The sequence below is a fragment of the Mycobacterium sp. 1165196.3 genome (assembly GCF_001673415.1).
GTDB lineage: Bacteria > Actinomycetota > Actinomycetes > Mycobacteriales > Mycobacteriaceae > Mycobacterium > Mycobacterium europaeum_A.
The window spans coordinates 14,381-35,400 of the sequence record NZ_LZLU01000122.1; the positions used below are offsets into that span (position 1 = coordinate 14,381).

At 69.4% G+C, this 21,020-nt stretch carries 26 protein-coding genes and 1 pseudogene; 18 read left to right on the forward strand and 9 right to left on the reverse strand.

Features of this window, described 5'->3' with window-relative positions:
- Position 1: 1 nt before the first annotated feature.
- Positions 2 to 538 (reverse strand): annotated as a pseudogene (locus A5659_RS13310) (methyltransferase domain-containing protein); the annotation flags it as partial.
- A gap of 144 nt (positions 539 to 682) precedes the next feature.
- Here A5659_RS13310 and fdxA point away from each other — a divergent pair.
- From fdxA to A5659_RS13335, 5 genes are all read left to right on the forward strand, one after another.
- Positions 683 to 1,030: a ferredoxin gene (gene fdxA, locus A5659_RS13315; protein ID WP_066882188.1), complete on the forward strand. Its 348-nt coding sequence runs from the start codon at positions 683 to 685 to the stop codon at positions 1,028 to 1,030.
- 87 nt (positions 1,031 to 1,117) lie between these two features.
- On the forward strand, positions 1,118 to 1,744 hold the full coding sequence (locus tag A5659_RS13320) for a metalloregulator ArsR/SmtB family transcription factor (RefSeq protein WP_231997825.1): 627 nt from the start codon (positions 1,118 to 1,120) through the stop codon (positions 1,742 to 1,744).
- A complete protein-coding gene (locus A5659_RS13325) occupies positions 1,741 to 2,166 on the forward strand; it encodes a hypothetical protein (RefSeq protein ID WP_067181702.1) in 426 nt (141 codons plus the stop codon). The genes A5659_RS13320 and A5659_RS13325 overlap by 4 nt, the downstream gene beginning before the upstream one ends.
- Before the next feature lie 50 nt (positions 2,167 to 2,216).
- Positions 2,217 to 2,561 (forward strand): cupin domain-containing protein, encoded by a 345-nt coding sequence (locus A5659_RS13330; protein WP_067181705.1) that lies wholly within the window; start codon positions 2,217 to 2,219, stop codon positions 2,559 to 2,561.
- A 5-nt stretch (positions 2,562 to 2,566) separates the two neighbouring features.
- Positions 2,567 to 3,523 carry a nitronate monooxygenase family protein gene (locus A5659_RS13335; protein ID WP_067181708.1) on the forward strand — a complete coding sequence of 319 codons (957 nt, stop codon included), beginning with the start codon at positions 2,567 to 2,569 and terminating at the stop codon, positions 3,521 to 3,523.
- Here the strand turns inward: A5659_RS13335 and A5659_RS13340 are convergent.
- Positions 3,504 to 4,202, reverse strand: a complete 699-nt coding sequence (locus A5659_RS13340; RefSeq protein WP_067181711.1) for a metalloregulator ArsR/SmtB family transcription factor — start codon at positions 4,200 to 4,202, stop codon at positions 3,504 to 3,506. The two genes, A5659_RS13335 and A5659_RS13340, sit on opposite strands and share 20 nt — an antisense overlap.
- A 90-nt stretch (positions 4,203 to 4,292) precedes the next feature.
- Between A5659_RS13340 and A5659_RS13345 the strand changes: the two genes are divergently transcribed.
- The gene (locus tag A5659_RS13345; RefSeq protein WP_067024659.1) at positions 4,293 to 4,748 is read left to right on the forward strand and encodes a DoxX family membrane protein; all 456 of its coding nucleotides are present in this window, start codon (positions 4,293 to 4,295) and stop codon (positions 4,746 to 4,748) included.
- A 3-nt stretch (positions 4,749 to 4,751) separates the two neighbouring features.
- Here A5659_RS13345 and A5659_RS13350 read toward each other — a convergent pair whose 3' ends face one another.
- Entirely contained in the window at positions 4,752 to 5,252 is a 501-nt protein-coding gene (locus A5659_RS13350; protein ID WP_066866084.1) for a DUF1990 family protein, read from the reverse strand.
- Positions 5,253 to 5,310: 58 nt separating this feature from the next.
- Here A5659_RS13350 and A5659_RS13355 point away from each other — a divergent pair, with 58 nt between their 5' ends.
- The 12 genes from A5659_RS13355 to A5659_RS13410 all read left to right on the forward strand — a co-directional run bounded on the left by A5659_RS13355 (position 5,311) and on the right by A5659_RS13410 (position 16,686).
- Positions 5,311 to 6,195 carry an aldo/keto reductase gene (locus A5659_RS13355; protein WP_231997824.1) on the forward strand — a complete coding sequence of 295 codons (885 nt, stop codon included), beginning with the start codon at positions 5,311 to 5,313 and terminating at the stop codon, positions 6,193 to 6,195.
- 36 nt (positions 6,196 to 6,231) lie between these two features.
- Positions 6,232 to 6,858, forward strand: a complete 627-nt coding sequence (locus A5659_RS13360; protein ID WP_067181718.1) for a PaaI family thioesterase — start codon at positions 6,232 to 6,234, stop codon at positions 6,856 to 6,858.
- A 68-nt stretch (positions 6,859 to 6,926) separates the two neighbouring features.
- Positions 6,927 to 8,993 (forward strand): threonine--tRNA ligase, encoded by a 2,067-nt coding sequence (gene thrS / locus A5659_RS13365; protein WP_067181722.1) that lies wholly within the window; start codon positions 6,927 to 6,929, stop codon positions 8,991 to 8,993.
- Positions 8,994 to 8,995: 2 nt separating this feature from the next.
- Entirely contained in the window at positions 8,996 to 9,580 is a 585-nt protein-coding gene (locus A5659_RS13370; RefSeq protein WP_066863818.1) for an HIT domain-containing protein, read from the forward strand.
- A complete protein-coding gene (gene pgsA, locus A5659_RS13375) occupies positions 9,577 to 10,224 on the forward strand; it encodes a phosphatidylinositol phosphate synthase (RefSeq protein WP_067181725.1) in 648 nt (215 codons plus the stop codon). The genes A5659_RS13370 and pgsA overlap by 4 nt, the downstream gene beginning before the upstream one ends.
- Before the next feature lie 44 nt (positions 10,225 to 10,268).
- Complete coding sequence (locus A5659_RS13380; protein ID WP_156748900.1) at positions 10,269 to 11,207, forward strand: phosphatidylinositol mannoside acyltransferase; 939 nt, start codon at positions 10,269 to 10,271, stop codon at positions 11,205 to 11,207.
- Positions 11,207 to 12,331 (forward strand): glycosyltransferase family 4 protein, encoded by a 1,125-nt coding sequence (locus tag A5659_RS13385; RefSeq protein ID WP_067024629.1) that lies wholly within the window; start codon positions 11,207 to 11,209, stop codon positions 12,329 to 12,331. Before A5659_RS13380 ends, A5659_RS13385 begins: the two co-directional genes overlap by 1 nt.
- Entirely contained in the window at positions 12,331 to 13,356 is a 1,026-nt protein-coding gene (locus A5659_RS13390) for an NUDIX domain-containing protein (protein ID WP_066863828.1), read from the forward strand. Before A5659_RS13385 ends, A5659_RS13390 begins: the two co-directional genes overlap by 1 nt.
- Positions 13,357 to 13,425: 69 nt before the next feature.
- Positions 13,426 to 14,337, forward strand: a complete 912-nt coding sequence (pdxS, locus tag A5659_RS13395) for a pyridoxal 5'-phosphate synthase lyase subunit PdxS (RefSeq protein ID WP_066863831.1) — start codon at positions 13,426 to 13,428, stop codon at positions 14,335 to 14,337.
- Positions 14,338 to 14,346: 9 nt separating this feature from the next.
- Complete coding sequence (gene tesB, locus A5659_RS13400; protein WP_066863834.1) at positions 14,347 to 15,186, forward strand: acyl-CoA thioesterase II; 840 nt, start codon at positions 14,347 to 14,349, stop codon at positions 15,184 to 15,186.
- Positions 15,187 to 15,193: 7 nt separating this feature from the next.
- A complete protein-coding gene (gene pdxT, locus A5659_RS13405; protein WP_066863837.1) occupies positions 15,194 to 15,793 on the forward strand; it encodes a pyridoxal 5'-phosphate synthase glutaminase subunit PdxT in 600 nt (199 codons plus the stop codon).
- Between the two features lie 137 nt (positions 15,794 to 15,930).
- A complete protein-coding gene (locus tag A5659_RS13410; protein ID WP_066863840.1) occupies positions 15,931 to 16,686 on the forward strand; it encodes a YebC/PmpR family DNA-binding transcriptional regulator in 756 nt (251 codons plus the stop codon).
- 10 nt (positions 16,687 to 16,696) lie between these two features.
- Here A5659_RS13410 and A5659_RS13415 read toward each other — a convergent pair whose 3' ends face one another.
- From A5659_RS13415 to A5659_RS13440, 6 genes are all read right to left on the reverse strand, one after another.
- A complete protein-coding gene (locus A5659_RS13415) occupies positions 16,697 to 17,161 on the reverse strand; it encodes an RICIN domain-containing protein (protein ID WP_066863843.1) in 465 nt (154 codons plus the stop codon).
- Between the two features lie 76 nt (positions 17,162 to 17,237).
- A complete protein-coding gene (locus tag A5659_RS13420) occupies positions 17,238 to 18,794 on the reverse strand; it encodes a polyamine aminopropyltransferase (RefSeq protein ID WP_369829378.1) in 1,557 nt (518 codons plus the stop codon).
- A 41-nt stretch (positions 18,795 to 18,835) separates the two neighbouring features.
- On the reverse strand, positions 18,836 to 19,291 hold the full coding sequence (locus tag A5659_RS13425; RefSeq protein ID WP_066863848.1) for a DUF350 domain-containing protein: 456 nt from the start codon (positions 19,289 to 19,291) through the stop codon (positions 18,836 to 18,838).
- A 26-nt stretch (positions 19,292 to 19,317) separates the two neighbouring features.
- Complete coding sequence (locus A5659_RS13430) at positions 19,318 to 19,749, reverse strand: DUF4247 domain-containing protein (RefSeq protein WP_067181768.1); 432 nt, start codon at positions 19,747 to 19,749, stop codon at positions 19,318 to 19,320.
- The gene (locus A5659_RS13435; protein WP_067181731.1) at positions 19,746 to 20,243 is read right to left on the reverse strand and encodes a DUF2617 family protein; all 498 of its coding nucleotides are present in this window, start codon (positions 20,241 to 20,243) and stop codon (positions 19,746 to 19,748) included. The genes A5659_RS13430 and A5659_RS13435 overlap by 4 nt, the downstream gene beginning before the upstream one ends.
- A 17-nt stretch (positions 20,244 to 20,260) precedes the next feature.
- Complete coding sequence (locus tag A5659_RS13440) at positions 20,261 to 20,872, reverse strand: DUF4178 domain-containing protein (RefSeq protein WP_066863852.1); 612 nt, start codon at positions 20,870 to 20,872, stop codon at positions 20,261 to 20,263.
- Positions 20,873 to 21,020 lie beyond the last annotated feature (148 nt).

Consider the following 21,020-nt stretch of genomic DNA (forward strand, 5'->3'; position numbering starts at 1 on the left):
GTCAGGCGGTGCCCGGGGATTCCGGTTTGTGGGCGACGATGGCGACGGCGGCCAGCCGCTTGCGGTGCCTGTGGAACGTGCGGCGCATGGTCAGGACCCGCTTGCGGGCGTCGCGATGCGCCAGCACGTTCCTGGCGAATCGCAGCGCGCCGGGAAGCCCTTCGTCGGACACCAGCCGGCGCGGCTGCAGCAGCGCCATCGGCGCCGTCGCGACCTGGTCGACCACCAGTCCGTGCTCGGCGAGCAGGTTCGACCACTCCGCGACCGCCAACGGCCGGGCGTTCACCTTGATCGCCCGGGCGAGTGCCTGCCGGATGTCGATGCTGATCTCCTCGGGCACGTCGTCGGGAGTGAGGGCGAGTTCGTGGATCGCGTAGCGTCCGCCAGGCCGCAATACCCGCGCCGCCTCCGCGACGATGGCCCGCTTGGCCGCGTCGCCCTGCATGCTCAGCATCGCTTCTGAGATGACGACATCGCCGCTGGCGTTGGGCAATCCGGTGTCGGCCGCAAACCTGCTCGTTGTCCTGGCATCAGATCTCCTGCCCCGCAGAGCTTTCCAGCGGCTTGATCCTCGGATGCAGGTCGGGCTTGCGCAGCCCGCGCACGTCAAGTTCGTTGGCCGCCATGGGTTCTCCGACTTCGCCTCTAGTTTTTACAAGTGGCGTTGTGTAAACTCTAGCGCATGACCTACGTGATCGGGAAGCCATGCATCGATGTGATGGACCGCGCCTGCGTCGACGAATGCCCGGTGGATTGCATTTACGAAGGCGGCCGGGCGCTCTACATTCATCCCGACGAATGCGTCGATTGCGGCGCGTGCGAACCGGTATGTCCGGTGGAGGCGATTTACTACGAAGATGACCTGCCCGAGGAGCTCAAACCGCACCTGGCAGACAATGAGGCGTTCTTCGCGGAGACGCTGCCGGGTCGCGATGCCCCCTTGGGGTCCCCGGGCGGGGCGGGCAAGCTCGGTCCGCTCGGTGTCGATACACCGCTGGTGGCGGGCCAGCCCAGTGTCACCGAGGCGTAACGGGCAAGCAGCGGGAGGGGCGCGTTGAAGGTGGACAAGTCGCAGGACTCGTCGGGCGGGGAATCGGCCGGCCGGCGGCGGGCCGTGATGCGGCTGTTGCGGGCGTCGCCGGATCCGATGAGCATCGCCGGGATCGCCGACGTGCTGGGCGTGCACCCCAACACCGTTCGCTTCCATCTCGACAGCCTGGTCGCCGACGGCCAGGTGGAACTCGTCGAATTGGGCCGCAAGGGACCGGGCAGGCCGCCGCTGATGTTCCGGGCGGTCCGGCAGATGGATCGCGGCGGTACGCGGCACTATCGGCTGCTGGCCGAGATTTTGGCGACGGCGTTTGCCACCGAGCGCGATCCCGGCCCCAAGGCCCTGGCCGCGGGCCGGGCGTGGGGGCAGAAGATGGACGCCGAGCTGCACCCGTTGCCCGACGACGCCGACAGCGCCGAAGAGGCGATCGCCCATCTGATCGACGTGCTCGACGAACTCGGCTTCGCCCCCGAGCGACGGGTGAGCGACGGACAGCAGCAGGTCGGGTTGCGGCACTGCCCGTTTCTGGAATTGGCCGAAAACCGCTCCAGTGTGGTGTGCCCGGTGCATCTGGGCCTCATGCAGGGAGCCATGGAGACCTGGGGGGCGCCCGTCTCGGTGGACCGGCTCGACCCATTCGTCGAGCCGGACCTGTGTGTGGCTCACCTGACGCTGCAAGGGGCGGCCAAATGACCACCGGCACAGCGTTTGCCGTCGCGCTGACCTTCGTCTGGCTCGGCATGGTGCTGGCCATCTCGTTCCTGGAAGCCCCGCTGAAATTCCGGGCGCCCAATGTGACGCTGCAGATCGGACTGAGCATCGGGCGGTTGGTCTTTCGGGCGCTGAACACCGTTGAGGTGGCCTTCGCCCTGGTCATCGGGGCCATCGTGGTGGCCGGTCCCACCCGGGCGGGCGTCACGGTGGCCGTCGCCGTCGCGGTCGCCGCCCTGGCGATCCAGCTGGTCGCGGTGCGTCCGGCGCTGACCCGTCGTGCGGACAAGGTGCTCGCCGGATCGGACGGACCGCGCTCGCGCGCCCACTACTTCTACGTCGCGCTGGAGGCGGTCAAGGTGGTCGCCCTCGTGGTGGCGGGGATACTGCTACTGAGCGGCTAACTGCCCACCGACGAGGCCCCAGGCGGCCTTGCAAAGTTCGAAGGACCGACATGGATTCCATCTCGCTGACCGACCTCTCGGCCGCAAAGATCGCCGAGGCCAAGCAATCGCACAGCGGACGCGCCGCCCACACCATCCACGGCGGTCACAGCCACGAGCTTCGCCAGACCGTGCTGGCCCTGCTGGCCGGCCACGACCTGTCCGAACACGACAGTCCCGGCGAGGCGACCCTGCAGGTGCTGCAGGGCCACGTGCGGCTGACCACCAGCGGCGACGCCTGGGACGGCAAGGCCGGCGAATACGTCGCGATTCCGGCCGAACGGCACGCCCTGCACGCGGTCGAGGATTCGGTGGTCCTGCTGACCGTGCTGAAGACCATTCCGTCGGCGCACTAGCCCCGATGTTGTCGACGCCCTGGTCAACGAGCTTCGGATTGCGGGTCCCCATCGTCAACGCCCCGATGGGCGGCGTCGCGGGCGGCCGCCTGGCCGCGGCGGTGACGGCGGCCGGCGGACTCGGCATGGTCGGCATGGGCAGCGTCGCGACCAGAGCGCTACTGGCCGAGCAGCTCCAGCATGTCGAGGGCCGGTTCGGCATCGGCATGGTCGACTGGGTGATGCGCAACGAGGCCGGGCTGCTCGAGGACGCGCTGGCCGCCCGGCCCGTCCTGTTGTCGGTCAGCTTCGGCACCGAATGGTCGTGGGTCGCCAAGGCGCATGACGCCGGAATCCCCACGGTCACACAGGTTTACGATAGCGACGGGGCGCGGCGGGCCGTCGACGCAGGCGTCGACATCCTGGTCGCGCGCGGGTCCGAGGGCGGCGGACATGGCGAGGACAAGCTGGGCCTGCTGCCGCTGCTGGATGCGGTGCTGGACGCCGTCACGGTGCCGGTGCTGGCCAGCGGCGGTGTCGCCTCGGCGCGCAGCCTGGCGGCGGTGCTGGCCGCCGGCGCCAGCGGGGCGTGGGTGGGCACCCGGTTGTCGGCGTGTCCGGAGGCGTTGACCGGCGACACGGGCCGCCGGGCTTTGGTCACGGCCACCGAGACCGACACCGCCGTCACGCGGGTCTTCGACGTCGCCAAGGGCCTGCCCTGGCCCGCACGCTTCCCGTCGCGGGTGTTGGCCAACGACTTCGTCGAGCACTGGACGGGCCACGAGGAGGCGCTGGACGCGGGCGCCTGCGATGAGCTGGCCGCCGCGATCGCCGCCGGCGATTGCCGGATCGCGCCGGTGGATGCCGGTCAGGGCGTGGGGATGATCCGCGACGACGCGTCGGTGGCCGACGTCATCGACGAGATGTGTACCGGCGCCGAGGAATTGCTGTCCCGCTGGGGGCCTACCGGCGGGCGGGCCTGAGCACGACGCAACAGCGGTCCGGGCCGGGACAGAGCCGGGCGTCGGGGCCGTGCGGTGCGAGCGCGTCGGCCACGCCGGTGAGCAGCGCGTGGTTCATGTTGCAGGCCAGCTCCGTCTGCTCCTGGGCCAGCGCGTGGAAGGGACAATTGGCGAGCTCGACCTCGTCGTCGGAAAACCGCGGCTCGTAGCCGTACCGGCCGAGCAGGCTGACCGCGCGCCGCAGCGCGGTCGCGGCGTCGGCGGGCGGTCGCTTGCCGGCGCCGATCGAGTGGCCGTACTCGCGGGCGACGCGGTTGAGCACCTCGGTGACCGGCTCCCCGGTACCGGCCGAGCGGGCGATGGCCGTCGCCATCAGGCGCCCGGCCAGCTCGTATTCGCGCTGCGGAAGGCTGACCGCGATGTCGCGGCGCGCCCGCCGATACAGCTTGGAGGTCCGTCCGGCGCCGGGCCCGGAGCGGCCGGTGCGGCGCGCGAACTCGGTTTCCAGGAGACCCTCGGCGGTGAGCCGGTCCAGGTGAAACTTGGCCTGATGGTGGGGGATTCCCACCGCGTCGGCCGCCTGGTCGCGGCTCACGAGCCCTGGTTGGGCGCACACGAACTGATAGAGCTGGCGGCGCACCGGGTCGGCGAGCGCGCCGATACCAGCGGCGTCGCGCTCCAGGGCGTCCGCGTCGTCCATCGACCACCCGTTCTAACAGACAAAATCCTTGACGCTACAGTCTACCCAATCTAACGTTCAAAATATTATCCGTTAGAAATGGAGGTCGCCATGAGCACCAACCACGTCAGCACCACCAACGCCCTGGCCGATCAGCTGCGGGATCCGGCCTACTCGGCATACTTCGCGCTGCGCGCCGTATTCACGGTCGCGCCCATCGTTTTCGGCCTGGACAAGTTCTTCAACCTGCTGACGCACCCGCATCGCTGGAGCATGTACCTGGCCGGATGGATCGACGATCTGGTGCCCGGCACCGCCGATCAGTGCATGTACCTGGTGGGGGTCATCGAGATCGTGGCCGGGCTGCTGGTTGCGGTGGCGCCGCGGCTCGGCGCCTGGGTGGTCGCGGCGTGGCTGGCCGGCATCATCATCGACCTGGTCAGCGGGCCCGGCTTCTACGACGTCGCGCTGCGCGACTTCGGTCTGCTCGTCGGCGCAATCGCGCTGGCCCGGCTGGCGCAGGGCGTGCACACGGGCGCCATCGGGGGTGCCGTCACCACCCGATGACGGTCACACCGCCCGCAGGTAGCGCCTGGCGATGAGGCGCTGACCGACCTTCACCACCGGCCCGCCGGCCTTGCTCCACCAGGTCGCGGGCCGGGAGAAGGCCGACACCTCTGCGTACACCGCCGAGGTGGCCGGGTCGCGCCGCACCACGAAGCGTTCCTCGCCGGACTCCGGATGGCCCGGCAGGGTGCCATAGCCGAAGCCGCGGATGTCGGGTTCGTCGACGACGTAGACGACGCGGCAGGGTGCCGGCACAAAGCCGAGCTTCACCACCACCACCGCGTCGACGACGGCGATCTCGGAGCTGGCCTGCACGCGCAACCCGGACCCGCGCTGCATGCCCCAGCGCATGACGGCGGCCGCGGCCTGCTCGAAACGCTGCTGGCCCGTGCCGATTTGGCGCTCGGCGTGTTGATGGTCGTAGCCGGCGGGCAGATCGCCGCTCGCGGTCGCCCCCACTTCGGGGTAGGTCAGGGGTAGTTCCTCGAGCGCGCGCAGGTCCACGTGCTCAGCTTGCCACGCCGGGATGCGCGGTGGCATTCGGCGCGTACGGTCTAAAGGTGTGACCGCAGAAAACACGAAAACTGTTGCAGGGGCGTCCGGAACATTCACCTTCGGCGGTGACCTGACCGTCAACCGACTCGGCTTCGGCGCCATGCGCCTGACGGCCAAGGGCGTGTGGGGCCCGCCCGACGACCGCGACGAGTGCGTCCGGGTGCTGCGGCGGGCCGTCGAACTCGGGGTGAACTTCATCGACACCGCCGACTCCTACGGCCCGTACTACTCCGAGGAGATCATCCGCGAGGCGCTACACCCCTACGACGGCCTGGTGATCGCGACCAAGGCGGGGCTGCTGCGCACGGGCCCCGACGTCTGGATTCCGTTGGGCAACCCGAATTACCTGCGCCAGGAATGCGAGATGAGCCTGCGCCGGCTGGGCGTCGACACCATCGACCTGTTCCAGCTGCACCGCATCGATGCGAACTTCCCGCTGGAAGACCAGGTGGGCGAGCTGCTCACCCTGAAGAACGAAGGCAAGATCCGCCACATCGGCCTGTCCGAGATCGACGTCGACCAGCTGAAGACCGCCCTGCGCATCACCGAGATCGTGTCGGTGCAGAACATGTACAACCTGACGGCCCGCAGCGCCGAGCCGCTGCTCGACGAGGCGACCAAACAGGGCATCGGGTTCATCCCGTGGTTCCCGCTGGCGGCCGGGCCGCTGGCGGCCGCCGACGGCCCGCTACAGCGCATCGCCGCCGACCACGACGCCTCGCCGTCACAGTTGGCGCTGGCTTGGCTGCTGAAACGCTCGTCGGTGATGGTGCCGATCCCGGGGACGTCCAAGGTCGCGCACCTCGAGGAGAACGTCGCCGCCGCCGAGATCGAGCTGTCCGACGACGAATTCGAGACGTTGTCGGCGGCCGGCGCCCAGCAGCCGGCCTAACCACCGCGCGAAAGCCCGCCGGCCGGGCAATACGGTGTGGTGGTGGCCGAACACCAGCGACACCCCGGCGGCGGGTTCAATCCGCCGGAACCGACGACCAAGGGCGGGCCCGACTACGGCAGGTTCATCGAGGCCGTGCGCTCGTTGCAGGATCACGCCCGGGCCGCCGACGCGCCCGACGAGGTGATCACCGAGGCGACCGACCTGCTGGAGAAGGTGTCGGCGCTGCTGGCCCCCTACGACGCCGACGAATGGGCGTCCCCGTCGGGCCGGCGGATGGACCTGCCGATGCGCGGCAACATCCTGACCATCCCGATGTCGGCGCACAGAGGCGACGACGGCCGCGTCCACGGCCAGGCCCGCTTCGCCCGGTTCCACCTGGGCCGCAATGGCGCCGTGCACGGCGGCGCGCTGGGCATGCTGTTCGACTCGGTCCTTGGCTTGTCGGCCTCGGTGCTCACCGGCAACCCGCGCCAGCGCACCGCCTACCTCAAGATCGACTACCGCCACATCGTCCCGATCGAAAAGGAACTGCAGTTCGACGCGGGCGTCGATCGGGTGGACGGGCGCAAGATCTTCGTGTCGGGCCGGCTGACCGACGGCGATCGATTGCTGACCGAAGCCGAAGCGCTGTTCGTGCGGCTCAAACCTGGCCAGCCCTGAGCGGGGTCGGCCCCGATAGCATTGCAGCGATCGACGCCTCACACGACCAACCTTGGAGAACCAGCCTCATGAGCGCCCCCGCCAACCACGTCCCGCTTGCCCCTATCCGGGTGCCCGCCGGGACCACCGCGGCCGCCGCGGTCGGCGAAGCCGGGTTGCCGAGGCGCGGCACGCCCGATGCCGTCGTGGTGGTGCGCGACGACTCGGGAAAGCTGCGCGACCTGAGCTGGACGCCCGACGTCGACGCCGAGGTGGTCCCGGTGGCCGCCAACACCGACGAGGGCCGCAGCGTCATCCGGCATTCGGCCGCCCACGTACTGGCCCAAGCCGTCCAGGAGCTGTTCCCGCAAGCCAAGCTTGGGATCGGGCCGCCGATCACCGACGGCTTCTACTACGACTTCGACGTGCCGGAGCCGTTCACACCGGAAGATCTGGCCAAGCTGGAAAAGCGGATGCGCCAGATCGTCAAAGAGGGCCAGCTGTTCGAGCGGCGGGTGTACGAATCCAAGGACCAGGCGCGCACCGAGCTGGCCAACGAGCCGTACAAGCTCGAACTCGTCGACGACAAGTCCGGCGACCCCGAAATAATGGAGGTCGGCCCCCCTGGTTCCAATGACGAACTCACCGCCTATGACAACCTCAATCCCCGTACCCGGCAACGGGTTTGGGGTGACCTGTGCCGGGGTCCGCACATCCCGACGACCAAGCACATCCCGGCGTTCAAGCTGACCCGAAGCTCGGCCGCCTACTGGCGCGGCGACCAGAGCAACGCCAGTCTGCAACGCATCTACGGCACCGCCTGGGAGTCACAGGAGGCGCTGGACGCCTACCTCGAGCTGATCGAAGAGGCCCAGCGCCGCGACCACCGCAGGCTGGGCGTCGAGCTGGACCTGTTCAGTTTCCCCGACGAAATCGGTTCCGGCCTGGCGGTTTTCCACCCCAAGGGCGGCATCATCCGTCGCGAGCTGGAGGAGTACTCGCGGCGCAAGCACATCGAGGCCGGCTACGAGTTCGTCAACACCCCGCACATCACCAAGGAACAGCTGTACATCACGTCGGGCCACCTCGAGTGGTACGCCGACGGCATGTACCCGCCGATGCACCTCGACGCGGAGTTCAACGCGGACGGCACGGTGCGCAAGCCCGGGCAGGACTACTACCTCAAGCCGATGAACTGCCCGATGCACCACCTGATCTACCGGTCGCGCGGCCGCTCGTACCGCGAGCTTCCGTTGCGGCTCTTCGAATTCGGCAGCGTGTACCGCTACGAGAAGTCGGGCGTGGTGCATGGCCTGACCCGGGTGCGCGGCATGACCCAGGACGACGCCCACATCTACTGCACGCGCGAGCAGATGCGCGACGAGCTGACCTCGCTGCTGCGCTTCGTGCTCGACCTGCTGGCCGACTACGGGCTCAACGACTTCTACCTGGAACTGTCCACCAAGGACCCGGAGAAGTACTCGGGCTCCGACGAGATGTGGGACGAGGCCACCGAAGTCCTGCGCGAGGTCGCCGTGGCGTCCGGGTTGCATTTCGTTCCCGACCCCGGTGGCGCGGCGTTCTACGGCCCGAAGATCTCGGTGCAGGTCAAGGACGCGTTGGGCCGCAGATGGCAGATGTCGACCATCCAGCTCGACTTCAACATGCCCGACCGATTCGAGCTGGAATACACCGCGTCCGACGGGTCGCGGCAGCGGCCGGTGCTGATCCACCGCGCGCTGTTCGGATCGATCGAGCGATTCTTCGGCATCCTCACCGAGCACTATGCGGGGGCGTTCCCGGCGTGGCTGGCGCCGGTGCAGGCGGTGGGCATACCGGTCGCCGACGACCACGTGGAATACCTGGAAAGCATTGCCGCACAGTTGAAATCGCACGGTGTGCGGATCGAGGTCGACGCCAGCGACGACCGGATGGCCAAGAAGATCGTCAACCACACCAATCAGAAGGTCCCGTTCATGTTGCTGGCCGGCGACCGCGACGTCGAGGCCGGCGCCGTCAGCTTCCGGTTCGGGGACCGCACCCAGATCAACGGCGTGCCCCGCGACAGCGCGGTCGACGCGATCGTGAAGTGGATCGCCGATCGCGAGAATTCCGTGCCCACAGCCGAACTCGTGAAAGTGTCAAGTGGTGAGTGACTGTGAGTGATCGCCAACCCGCCGAGCAGGGCACCGATGACACCATCCTGGACAGGGGTGTCGGCGAGCAAGACCACCTGCAGCGGCTGTGGACGCCGTACCGGATGACCTACCTGGCCGAGGCGCCGCTGAAGCGCGACCCCAACTCGTCGAGCAAGAGCGAGCAGCCGTTCACCGACATTCCGCACCTCGCCGACGAAGACGGCCTGGTAGTCGCCCGCGGCGAACTCGTCTACGCCGTGCTCAACCTGTACCCGTACAACCCCGGCCACCTGATGGTGGTGCCCTATCGGCGGGTTTCCGAACTGGAGGATCTGACCGACCCGGAAAGCGCGGAGCTGATGTCCTTCATTCAGAAGGCAATTCGCGTCATCAAGAACGTGTCCCGGCCGCACGGTTTCAACGTCGGCCTGAACCTGGGGACGTCGGCGGGTGGCTCGCTGGCCGAACACCTGCACGTGCACGTGGTGCCGCGCTGGGGTGGCGACGCGAATTTCATCACCATCATCGGCGGGTCCAAGGTGATCCCGCAATTGCTGCGCGAGACGCGTCAGCTGCTGGCCACGGAGTGGACGAAACAACCATGAGCAAAATGCCGTTCCTGTCGCGGGCGGCGTTCGCGCGGCTGACCACTCCGACCGCACGGGCATGCCTGCGGCTGGGATTGACCCCCGACGTCGTCACCGTCCTGGGCACCATCATCGCGGTGGCCGGGGCGCTGATCCTGTTCCCGATGGGCAAGCTGTTCATCGGCACGCTGGTGGTCTGGTTCTTCGTCCTCTTCGACATGCTCGACGGGGCGATGGCCCGGGAACGCGGCGGCGGCACTCGATTCGGCGCGGTGCTGGACGCCACCTGTGACCGGGTCAGCGACGGCGCGGTGTTCTGCGGGCTGCTGTGGTGGATCGTCTTCGGCCTGCACGACAAGCTGCTGGCGGTGGCGACGCTGATCTGCCTGGTCACCTCGCAGGTGATCTCCTACATCAAGGCCCGCGCGGAAGCCAGCGGGCTGCGCGGCGACGGCGGCCTGATCGAACGGCCGGAGCGGCTGATCATCGTGCTGGTCGGCGCGGGAGTGTCGGACTTTCCCTACGTCGCCTGGCCGCCCGCGCTACCGGTCGCCATGTGGGTGCTGGCGCTGGCCAGCCTGCTCACCTGCGCGCAGCGGCTGCACGCGGTGCGCACCTCGCCGGGGGCGACCGACCGGCTGGTCGGATCGGACGGCCCGTGATTCCCACTCCGCCGGGCATGAAAACGCTTGGGGCACAACGCCGGATGGCCCGCCAGCTGGCCAGCCGGACGGTGGGCCGCCTGACCGGCGGGATGGGCGCCGACTGGGCATACGCCTCGGGGTGGATGGCGGTGCGGGCGATGCCGGAGTTCGCCGCGCGCAACGCCTTCGAGGCCGGGGCTCGCTATGCCGCGCGCGGCGGCGGCCCCGACCAGCTGCGCAAGAACCTGGCCCGCGTCATTGCTGTGCCGCCCGAGGAGGTGCCGGACTCGCTGATGCGGGCCTCGCTGGCCTCCTACGCCCGCTACTGGCGCGAGGCGTTCCGGCTGCCGGGCATGGACCTGGTTGCGGTGGGACGCGCGCTGCACGACTCGGTGCTGGGGCGAGAGAACATCGAGGCGGCGCTGGCCAGCGGCCGCGGCGCGGTGATCGCCTTGCCGCACAGCGGCAACTGGGACATGGCCGGGGTATGGCTGGCGCAGACCCACGGCACCTTCACCACCGTCGCCGAGCGCCTCAAACCCGAGTCGCTCTATCGGCGCTTCATCGCCTACCGCGAGGGCCTCGGCTTCGAGGTGCTGCCGCTGTCCGGGGGAGAGCGGCCGGCGTTCGACGTGTTGTGCGATCGGCTGCGGGCCAACCGGGTGGTGTGCCTGATGGCCGAGCGCGACCTGACCCGCACCGGCGTGCAGGTCGACTTCTTCGGTGAGCCCACCCGGATGCCGGCCGGGCCGGCGAAGCTCGCGATCGCGACCGGCGCGGCCCTGCTGCCGGCGCACTGCTGGTTCGAGGAGCGGGGCTGGGGCGTCGACATACAGTCGCCGCTGGATTGCACCGGCGGCGACGTCGGCGCCATCACCCAGGTGTTGGCCGATCATTTCGCCAAGAACATCGCCGCCCGTCCCGAGGACTGGCACATGATGCAGCCGCAGTGGCTGGCCGACCTCCCGGAAGCCAAGCAGGCCCGGCTAAAGGACACCTGATGCGGATCGGGATGGTCTGCCCCTACTCGTTCGACGTTCCGGGCGGGGTGCAGTCGCACGTCCTGCAACTGGCCGAGGTGATGCGCGCCCGGGGCCATGACGTCAGCGTGCTCGCGCCGTCCTCGCCGCACGCCGCGCTGCCCGACTACGTCGTCTCGGCCGGCAAGGCCGTCCCGATTCCCTACAACGGGTCCGTGGCCCGGCTGCGGTTCGGGCCGGCCACTCATCGCAAGGTCAAAAAGTGGCTCGCCGAAGGCGAATTCGACGTGTTGCACCTGCACGAGCCGAACGCACCGAGCCTGTCCATGCTGGCCCTCAACATCGCCGAGGGCCCGATCGTGGCGACGTTTCACACGTCGACCACCAAATCGCTGACGCTGACGGTGTTTCAGGGCATCCTGCGCCCGATGCACGAGAAGATCGTCGGCCGGATCGCGGTCTCCGACCTGGCGCGACGCTGGCAGATGGAGGCGCTGGGCACCGATGCGGTGGAGATCCCCAACGGCGTCGACGTCGCCTCGTTCGCCTCCGCCCCGCCCCTGGACGGCTACCCGCGCGCCGGCAAGACCGTGCTGTTCCTGGGCCGCTACGACGAACCGCGCAAGGGCATGTCGGTGCTGCTCGAGGCGCTGCCCGGGCTGGTCGAGCGGTTCGATGACGTGCAGCTGCTGGTCGTCGGCCGCGGCGACGAGGACCAATTGCGCGTCGCGGCAGGCGAATTCGTGGACCGCCTCCGCTTTCTGGGCCAGGTCGACGATGCCGGGAAGGCCTCGGCCATGCGCAGCGCGGACGTGTATTGCGCGCCCAACCTCGGCGGGGAGAGCTTCGGCATCGTCCTCGTCGAGGCGCTGGCCGCCGGGACGCCGGTGGTGGCCAGCGACCTGGACGCCTTCCGGCGCGTGCTGGCCAACGGTGACGTGGGCTGCCTGGTGCCCGTCGGCGACAGCGACGCGCTTGCCGATGCGCTGATCGCGGTGCTGGAGGATGATGTGCTGCGGGAACGATATGTGGCGGCCGGTTCGGCAGCTGTCCAGCGCTACGACTGGTCAGTGGTCGCCAGCCAGATCATGCGGGTGTACGAGACGGTCGCCGCGTCAGGCGCCAAGGTTGAGGTGGCCAGTTGATGACATGGCTGATTGTCGCCATCGCGGTCTTCGTCGCGGTGCTGGCGGTCGTCGGCGCCTGGGCCTACCGGACCGCCAACCGGCTGGACCGGCTGCACGTCCGCTACGACCTGTCCTGGCAGGCACTCGACGGCGCGCTGGCCCGGCGCGCGGTGGTGTCGCGCGCGGTCGCCATCGACGCCTACGGCGGCGCGTCCGAAGGGCGACGGCTGGCGGCGCTGGCCGACGCCGCCGAAGGCGCGCCCCGGCCCGCGCGGGAGAACGCCGAGAACGAGCTGTCGGCCGCGCTGGCCGTCGTCGATCCGGCGTCGCTGCCGGCCGGGCTGATCGCCGAGCTGGCCGACGCCGAGGCCCGGGTGGTGCTGGCCCGCCGCTTCCACAACGACGCGGTCCGCGACACCCTGGCCCTGGCCGAACGGCCCCTGGTGCGGCTCTTTCACCTGGGCGGCACCGCGGCGCTGCCGAGCTATTTCGAGATCGTCGAGCGACCACACGCGCTGGCCCACGGCGATCACGGCGTCCTCAACCACCGCACCTCGGCGCGCGTCGTGCTGCTCGACGAGACCGGCGCGGTGCTGCTGCTGTGCGGGTCGGACCCCGCGCTGGCCGAGCGGCACGCGCCGAAATGGTGGTTCACGGTGGGCGGCGAAGTTCAGCAAGGGGAGCGGCTGGCCGAGGCCGCCGCGCGGGAGCTGGCCGAGGAAACCGGCCTGCGGGTCGCGCCGGCCGAGATGATCGGGCCGGTCTGGCGCCGCGACGAGGTCTTCGAGTTCAACGGCTCGCTGATCGACAGCGAGGAGTTCTACTTCGTCTACCGCACCCGGCGGTTCGAGCCGTCGCGCACCGGACGAACCGAGCTGGAACGCAGCTACATCCACGGCCACCGCTGGTGTGACGCTGCTGACATCGCGCAGCTGGTGGCGGCGGGGGAGACGGTGTATCCCATGCAGCTATCCGGACTGCTCACCGACGCGGCCGCGCTGGCCGGCGGCCGCGCGCCCGGCCCGCTGCTGTCCATCCGCTGACTCCGCGTGGTGAACGCGGCCAAAGCGCCTCATTAGACTGGGTCGACAACGGTTGAAGGAGATCAAGCAGTGAGTACCGCCCACCCCCCGAACGGCAACGGGCGAACCGGGACGGCGCGCGTCAAGCGCGGCATGGCCGAGATGCTCAAGGGCGGCGTCATCATGGACGTCGTCACCCCCGAGCAGGCCAAGATCGCCGAGGCCGCCGGCGCCGTGGCCGTCATGGCGCTGGAACGGGTGCCCGCCGACATCCGCGCCCAGGGCGGGGTGTCGCGGATGAGCGACCCGGACATGATCGAGGGCATCATCGCCGCGGTGACCATCCCGGTGATGGCCAAGGCCCGCATCGGCCACTTCGTCGAGGCGCAGATCCTGCAGAGCCTCGGCGTGGACTACGTCGACGAGTCCGAGGTGCTCACCCCGGCCGACTACACCCACCACATCGACAAATGGAAGTTCACCGTGCCGTTCGTGTGCGGGGCGACCAACCTCGGTGAGGCGCTGCGGCGCATCAGCGAGGGCGCGGCCATGATCCGCTCCAAGGGCGAGGCCGGCACCGGCGACGTCTCCAACGCGACCACGCACATGCGGGCCATCGGCGGCGAGATCCGCCGCCTGACATCGCTGTCCGAAGACGAATTGTTCGTGGCCGCAAAGGAATTGCAGGCCCCCTACGACCTGGTCGTGGAGGTGGCCCGGGCGGGCAAGCTGCCGGTGACGCTGTTCACCGCGGGCGGCATCGCCACCCCGGCGGATGCGGCGATGATGATGCAGCTCGGCGCCGAGGGCGTGTTCGTGGGCTCGGGCATCTTCAAGTCCGGTGACCCCGCCGCGCGCGCTGCCGCGATCGTCAAGGCGACCACGTTCTACGACGACCCCGACGTGCTGGCCAAGGTGTCGCGCGGGTTGGGCGAGGCGATGGTCGGCATCAACGTCGAACAGATCGCGGAGCCGCACCGGCTGGCCGAACGCGGCTGGTAAAACTTCTCCGTGGCGATCGAAGAGATTCTTGATCTCGAGCAACTCGAGTTCAACATCTACCGGGGCAGCATCTTCAGCCCAGAGTCGGGATTTTTGCAGCGCACCTTCGGGGGGCATGTAGCCGGGCAGTCGCTGGTGTCGGCGGTGCGCACCGTCGACCCGCACTATCAGGTGCATTCGCTGCACGGGTACTTCCTGCGGCCCGGGGACGCCAAGGAGCGCACGGTCTTCATCGTCGAGCGCTCCCGCGACGGCGGGTCCTTCGCCACCCGGCGGGTGAACGCCATCCAGCACGGCGAAATCATCTTTTCCATGGGCGCCTCCTTCCATACAGACCAGGAGGGCATCCACCACCAGGACCCGATGCCGGCCGCGCCGCCGCCGGACGGGCTGCCGGGGCTGGACTCGATCAAGGTCTTCGACGACGCCGGATTCAAGCAGTTCGAGGAGTGGGACGTCTGCATCGTGCCGCGCGATCGGCTGCAGCTGTCGCCGGGCAAGGCTTCCCAGCAGCAGGTGTGGTTCCGCCATCGTGATCCGCTGCCGGACGACCCGGTGCTGCACATCTGCGCGCTGGCCTACATGAGCGACCTGACGCTGCTGGGATCGGCCCAGGTCACCCATCTCGACGTGCGCGAGCACCTGCAGGTGGCGTCGCTGGACCACGCGATGTGGTTCATGCGGGCGTTCCGGGCCGACGAATGGCTGCTCTACGACCAGAGCTCGCCGTCGGCCAGCGGCGGCCGCTCGCTGTGCCAGGGCAAGATCTTCACCCAGTCCGGTGAGATGGTCGCGGCGGTCATGCAGGAGGGGCTGACCCGCTTCAAGCGCGGATACCAGCCGACGTGAGCGCGCCGTGACCCATCCCAGGATCGGGGTGCTGGCGCTGCAGGGCGACACCCGCGAACACCTGGCCGCCCTGGGCGAGGCCGGCGCCGAATCGATGCCGGTGCGGCGGCGCAGCGAGCTCGAGTCGGTCGACGGGTTGGTCATCCCCGGTGGCGAATCGACCACCATGAGCCATCTGCTGGGAGATCTCGGGCTGCTGGAGCCGTTGCGGGGCCTGCTGGCCGACGGGCTGCCCGCCTACGGCGCCTGCGCCGGGATGATCCTGCTGGCCAGCGAGATTCTGGACGCCGGCGCGGGCGGGCGCGAGGCGCTACCGCTGCGGGCGATCGATATGACGGTGCGGCGCAACGCTTTTGGACGACAGGTCGACTCGTTCGAGGGTGACATCCCGTTCGCTGGGCTCGACGATCCGGTGCGCGCGGTGTTCATCCGCGCCCCCTGGGTGGAGCGCACGGGCGACGGCGTCGAGGTGCTGGCCAGCGCGGCCGGACATGGCGTCGCGGTGCGGCAAGGACGCAACCTGGCGACGGCGTTTCACCCCGAGATGACCGGCGACCGGCGCATCCACCACCTGTTCGTCGACCTCGTCACCGGAGGTGACGATTGACCGCACCGGGGCCGCCGAGCGTCACGCAGGAGTGACGTCCGGTAACGACTGCCATGCTGGCGTGACGGTCGGCGCATCGGGCGTCCACGTAGACTCGTCTGGCCACAAAAACAAGAGGACTTTCAGATAGGACAGCGATGAGCGGCCATTCCAAGTGGGCCACTACCAAGCACCAGAAGGCCGTCAAAGACGCGCGCCGGGGCAAGGAGTTCGCCCGGCTGATCAAGAACATCGAGGTCGCCGCCCGCACCGGCGGCGGTGACCCGGCGGGCAACCCGACGCTCTACGACGCCATCCAGAAGGCGAAGAAGACCTCGGTGCCCAACGACAACATCGAGCGCGCCCGCAAGCGTGGGGCGGGCGAGGAAGCCGGCGGCGCCGACTACCAGACCATCATGTACGAGGGCTACGGGCCCAACGGCGTGGCGGTGCTCATCGAGTGTCTGACCGACAACCGCAACCGGGCCGCCGGCGAGGTCCGGGTCGCGGTCACCCGCAACGGCGGCAACATGGCCGATCCCGGCTCGGTGTCCTACCTGTTCACCCGCAAGGGCGTCGTCACGCTGGAGAAGAACGGCCTGACCGAGGACGACGTGCTGACCGCGGTGCTGGACGCCGGCGCCGAGGACGTCAACGACCTCGGCGACAGCTTCGAGATCATCTCCGAGCCGACCGACCTGGTCGCGGTACGCACCGCACTACAGGACGCCGGCATCGACTACGAGTCCGCGGAGGCCAGCTTCCAGCCGTCCGTCAGCGTGCCGGTCGACGTCGAGGGCGCGCGCAAGGTGTTCAAGCTCGTCGACGCCCTGGAGGACAGTGACGACGTGCAGAACGTCTGGACGAACGTCGACCTGTCCGACGAGGTGCTGGCCGCGCTCGACGAAGAATAGGCCTGCGGCGTCAGGGTACGATATCCCACCCCTGGCCTGGATCTCCATTGCACCAGCGGGTTGACACCCAGGTCCCCGGGTCGGGGCCGCCGAGGACGGCGAGGCAACCACCCAGGACGGCCGTGATCTGGCCGTTGGGCTGCACGTTCCACCGCTGGCTGTCCCAACAGGCCACGAGGTGCGCCGCCCCCGTGCCGTCGGAATTCAGGCATTGCCCGGGAAAGGCCGCGCTCTCGAGTCGCCCGATACCGCTGAGAGTCCAACGCTGCGAGTCCGCACCGTTGCACGGGTTGACCACCACCGGGGCCAGCCATCCCGATCCCGGGCCGTCCACACAGGCATCGCCTAACCGGCTTCTCAACTGGACCGGACCATCGGCACTTGCCCCACCAGCACCGAGCATCGCGAGACCGAACACTGTGCCCAACAGCACGAGGGCCCGGCGCGCCTCGCCCACCAACCGCGGTTTCTGCATTTCGGTTCGGTCCTTTCGTTCGCGGAGACGACACGCCGGCTCAGGGTGGCCACTTTTCGCGGGCCCGACCCCGGTTTTAGTCGTAGCCGTGCCGCATGTCCTCGACGATGCGCGGATTGTCCAGGGTCGACGGCTCCACCGGCCGCGGGCCGATGTCACCGGAGAAGACGCCGGCGGCGTCGAGCACCTGCTGATTGAGGAAACGCAGCGGCGGCGCATTCGCGGGCACCCTCGGTGCGGGGGCGGCGTCGCCGCGCTGGGCCAGGGCGAATCCCCAGTCCCCGAACGTGGGCACGTGCACGTGATACGGCGTGACGGCGTAGCCGGCGGCGCGGATCGTCGACACCGTGCGCCAGTACGCCGTCGGGGTGGAGAAGGGGCTGCCCGCCTGCACCGCCATCAGCCCACCGGGCGTCAGCGCGCGGGCGATCAGCGCGTAGAACTCCGTCGAGTACAACCGGCCCAGCACCGGTGTGTCGGGGTCGGGAAGGTCGACGATGACCGCGTCGAAGCGGTCCACGTTCGGCCGGCGTAACCAGTTCATCGCGTCCTCGGTCACCATGGCCACCCGCGGGTTGTCCAACGAACCGCCGTTGGCGCTGCGCAGCGTGGTGCGCGCGATGTCGATCACCGCGGGGTCGAGCTCGACCTGCACGATCGTGGAAATGCCGGGGACACGCAGCAATTCGCGGGCCGCCAGGCCGTCTCCGCCGCCGAGCACCAGCACCGATCGCGCGCCTTGGGAAACCCCGCCGAGGGCGGGGTAGACGAGACTCTCGGTGTAGCGGTATTCGTCGCGGGTGGAGAACTGCAGCCCGCCGTCCAGATACAGCCGGGTGTCGTTGCCGCGGCGGGTCACCACGATCTCCTGATAGGCCGTGTGCCGATAGGCGATGATCGGGTCCGCGTAAAGCCTTTGCCTGCTTGTGGTTTCGATGTCCGCCGAGCGCAACAGCAGGGTGGCCAGCAGCGCCGCGGCGGCGGCCAGCGCGCCCAGCGCCAACGCCAGCTGCCGTATCGAAACCACTTGGCGCAGAAGGAAAACCGCCACGACGGCCGCCGCGGCCAGGTTGATCATGCCGGTGGCCGCGGCGCCCCGGATCATCCCCAGTTGCGGCAGCAGCAGGAACGGCCAGACCAGCCCGCCCAGCAGCGCGCCCAGGTAGTCCGCGGCGTTGAGGTTGGCCAGCGTGCGGCCGGCATCGGCCGCCTGGTCTTCGTCGGGCCCTGTCCGGCCCCGGTGCAGCAGCGTCATCAGCAGCGGCACCTCGGCCCCGACCAGGCCGCCGATCAGCGCGGTGCCCACCGCCAGCACCCACGTCGACCCGTCCACGAACGCGAACGCCACGTACAGCGCCGCCGCCGACAGGCCGCCGACGATGCCCAGCAGCGCTTCGACGGCGATGAAGGTGATCGCGGCGTGCGCCAGCAGGGGTTTGACCACCAGGGCGCCCACGCCCAGCGCGGCGATGTAGCCCGCGACGATCAGCGACGTGGCGACGATGCCGCCGCCGTCTAGGCTCGCCGACAGCGTCAGCAGCGCGAGTTCGTAGATGATGCCGCACGCCGCGCAGGCCGCCACGGCGGCCAGCAACAGCGCCCGCCACCGCCCCGACGTCGCCGCGGGCCGCATCGCCTCGGGCGCCCGCACCTCGCCCGCAGACCCGACCGCGCTCATGACACCGCCGCGGCGGTCACCCCTCCCACGGCGAGCAGTATCAGCGCCACCGCGAACGATCCCGGATGCAGCTCGGGCTCGTCGATGTGCTCGTGGAAACTGCCCGGGATCAGCAGGTGCATGGTCAACAGCGCGACGCCCAGCAGGATCACGCCCATCAACCCGTACACCGCCACGCCCACCAGGCCCTGGCCCAGCTGGCTGTAGCTGTTGGCGATCGCGGTGATGATCACGATCGTCAGCGCGATGTACATCGCGCCGGCGACCACCACCGCGTTGGGCCGGCGGTCGATGAACACCAGCTGGCGCAGCTTGCCCGGGGTCAGCACGTCGACCGCGTAAAACCCGACGAGCAGCACGGCCATGCCGACCGCGAAGTACAGGATGGTCGCGACCGCGCCTTTCAGCACGGGATTGAGGTCGACGGTGCCGATCTCGACGGCGAGATACATGGTGCTCTCCTTTGCGGTGGTGGGAGTCATTTGGTTCCGCCGGGGCCGCCGGGGGTGCCTCCGGCGCCACCCGATGGGGATCCGGGGGAAAACCCGGGGCCGAGGAAGATGAAGGCGCCGTGGCTGTATCCGGCGCTCAGGGGTTCGACGCGGATGCTGCACGGGTAGCCGCCGTCGGGCCCGACGATCACGATGTTGTTGCTGTAGCGCAGGTACTCGGTTTTGCCGTTGTCGGCCCGCGCGTTGGGTTCGGCATAGTCGGCGAGCGCGTCGGCCACCTGGTCGGGGGACCCGCTGCACTGGTAGCGAGTCCCGTTCACGTCGCGGGCGTATTCGTGATAGTGCCCGGCGACGTATGACCCGATGTTCTTCTGCAACAAGATGATTCCGAAGATCAGGCACACCAGGCCGGCGGCGCCCAGCACGCCGGCGATCACGAACAGGCGGTTGCGGCTCACGGGCGCCACCGGCTGGCCGTGTGGACCACCGTTCCGCCGTGCCGCCCCGGGTAGAGGTGCCAGGTCCGCCAGCGCCAGCCGGCGCCGTCGGCTTCGGCGGCCAGCACGGTCAGTGCGGCGTCGTCGCCGGGGAAGGTGCCGCCGAGCCAGCCCGCCCGGCGGGCGCACCGGGCGCGCAGGTCCCGTGCGAGCCGGCGAAAGCTCGCCTCGTCGTGGGTGTCGGTGCGCGACCGCAGGCGGTAACCGGGCGCGTCGGTGCGCTCGGGCAGGTCGGCCCCGAGATTGCGCGCGGTGCAAGAGATTTCCTCCGAGAACGCCTGCTCCACCGCGACGACGTGTGAGGCCCCGAGCACCCCGAGCAGTAGCGCCGGGCCGCCGCCGGGGTGGTCGAGCCGGCAGCTGGCCAGCGGCGCGGGCACGGGTGCGTTGAGGGCCAGCCCCAGCCGTTCGCCGGATACATCGGCCGGGGTCACGGCGAGCTGATGAAGGGGCACCGACCTGACCTTCTGCGCTACGCCGGGCTGGGTGGGGGCGCCGAATACACGGTGATCTCGCCGGGCGAGACGGACTTGCCCGTCGAGACCTCCCAGGGCATGTCCGGGGCCCAGCGCTCGAACGAGAGCAGCGCTGACTCGTCGGCGTTGGTGCAGTCGACGAACTCCATCTCGCCGCCGGCCGGCAGGCCGGTGGTGCCCTCGGTGGTATAGGAGGCGCGGCCGCGTTCGGACTCGTGGAACATCACGCCGTCGACGACGTAGGGGTCGCCGGGCCGCAGCGGCACGTCCTTGCGGGTCACCCACAGCGCGAGTTCCAGGCGCCCGTCGTCCTCCTCGACGCTGAACCAGAGCGGCTGGTCGCCGCCCTCTAGCAGGTGCTCCCACCAGACGAAGGGGCCCTCGCGGAAGGTGACCGAACCGCGCACGATGTAGTCGGTACCGCCGTAGCTGACGATGGCGCCGGGCCCGAGCTGGCGCGGCCCGAACTGGGGCATCGCGTCGGCGGCGAGCGGATCCGGGCGCCCGCCCCGCTGGGCCGGCTGCTTGGGCCGCCGCAAAGCCACCACTAACACCACGATGGACGCGATGAAGAGCACCACGGCGATCATGACCAGCAGAGATCCCACGCCAACCCCTTCGTTGCCACCTTGCTCGAGCGAACGTGGGCTAAAGCTAACAGCTTTTTCGCGGGTTCGGCGCCGTAACGTCGCGGCGGGAATCGGGGGTGGCGCCGCGTGTCCTACCCGGGCCCGTCGGCGCCGGCCGCTAGGGTAT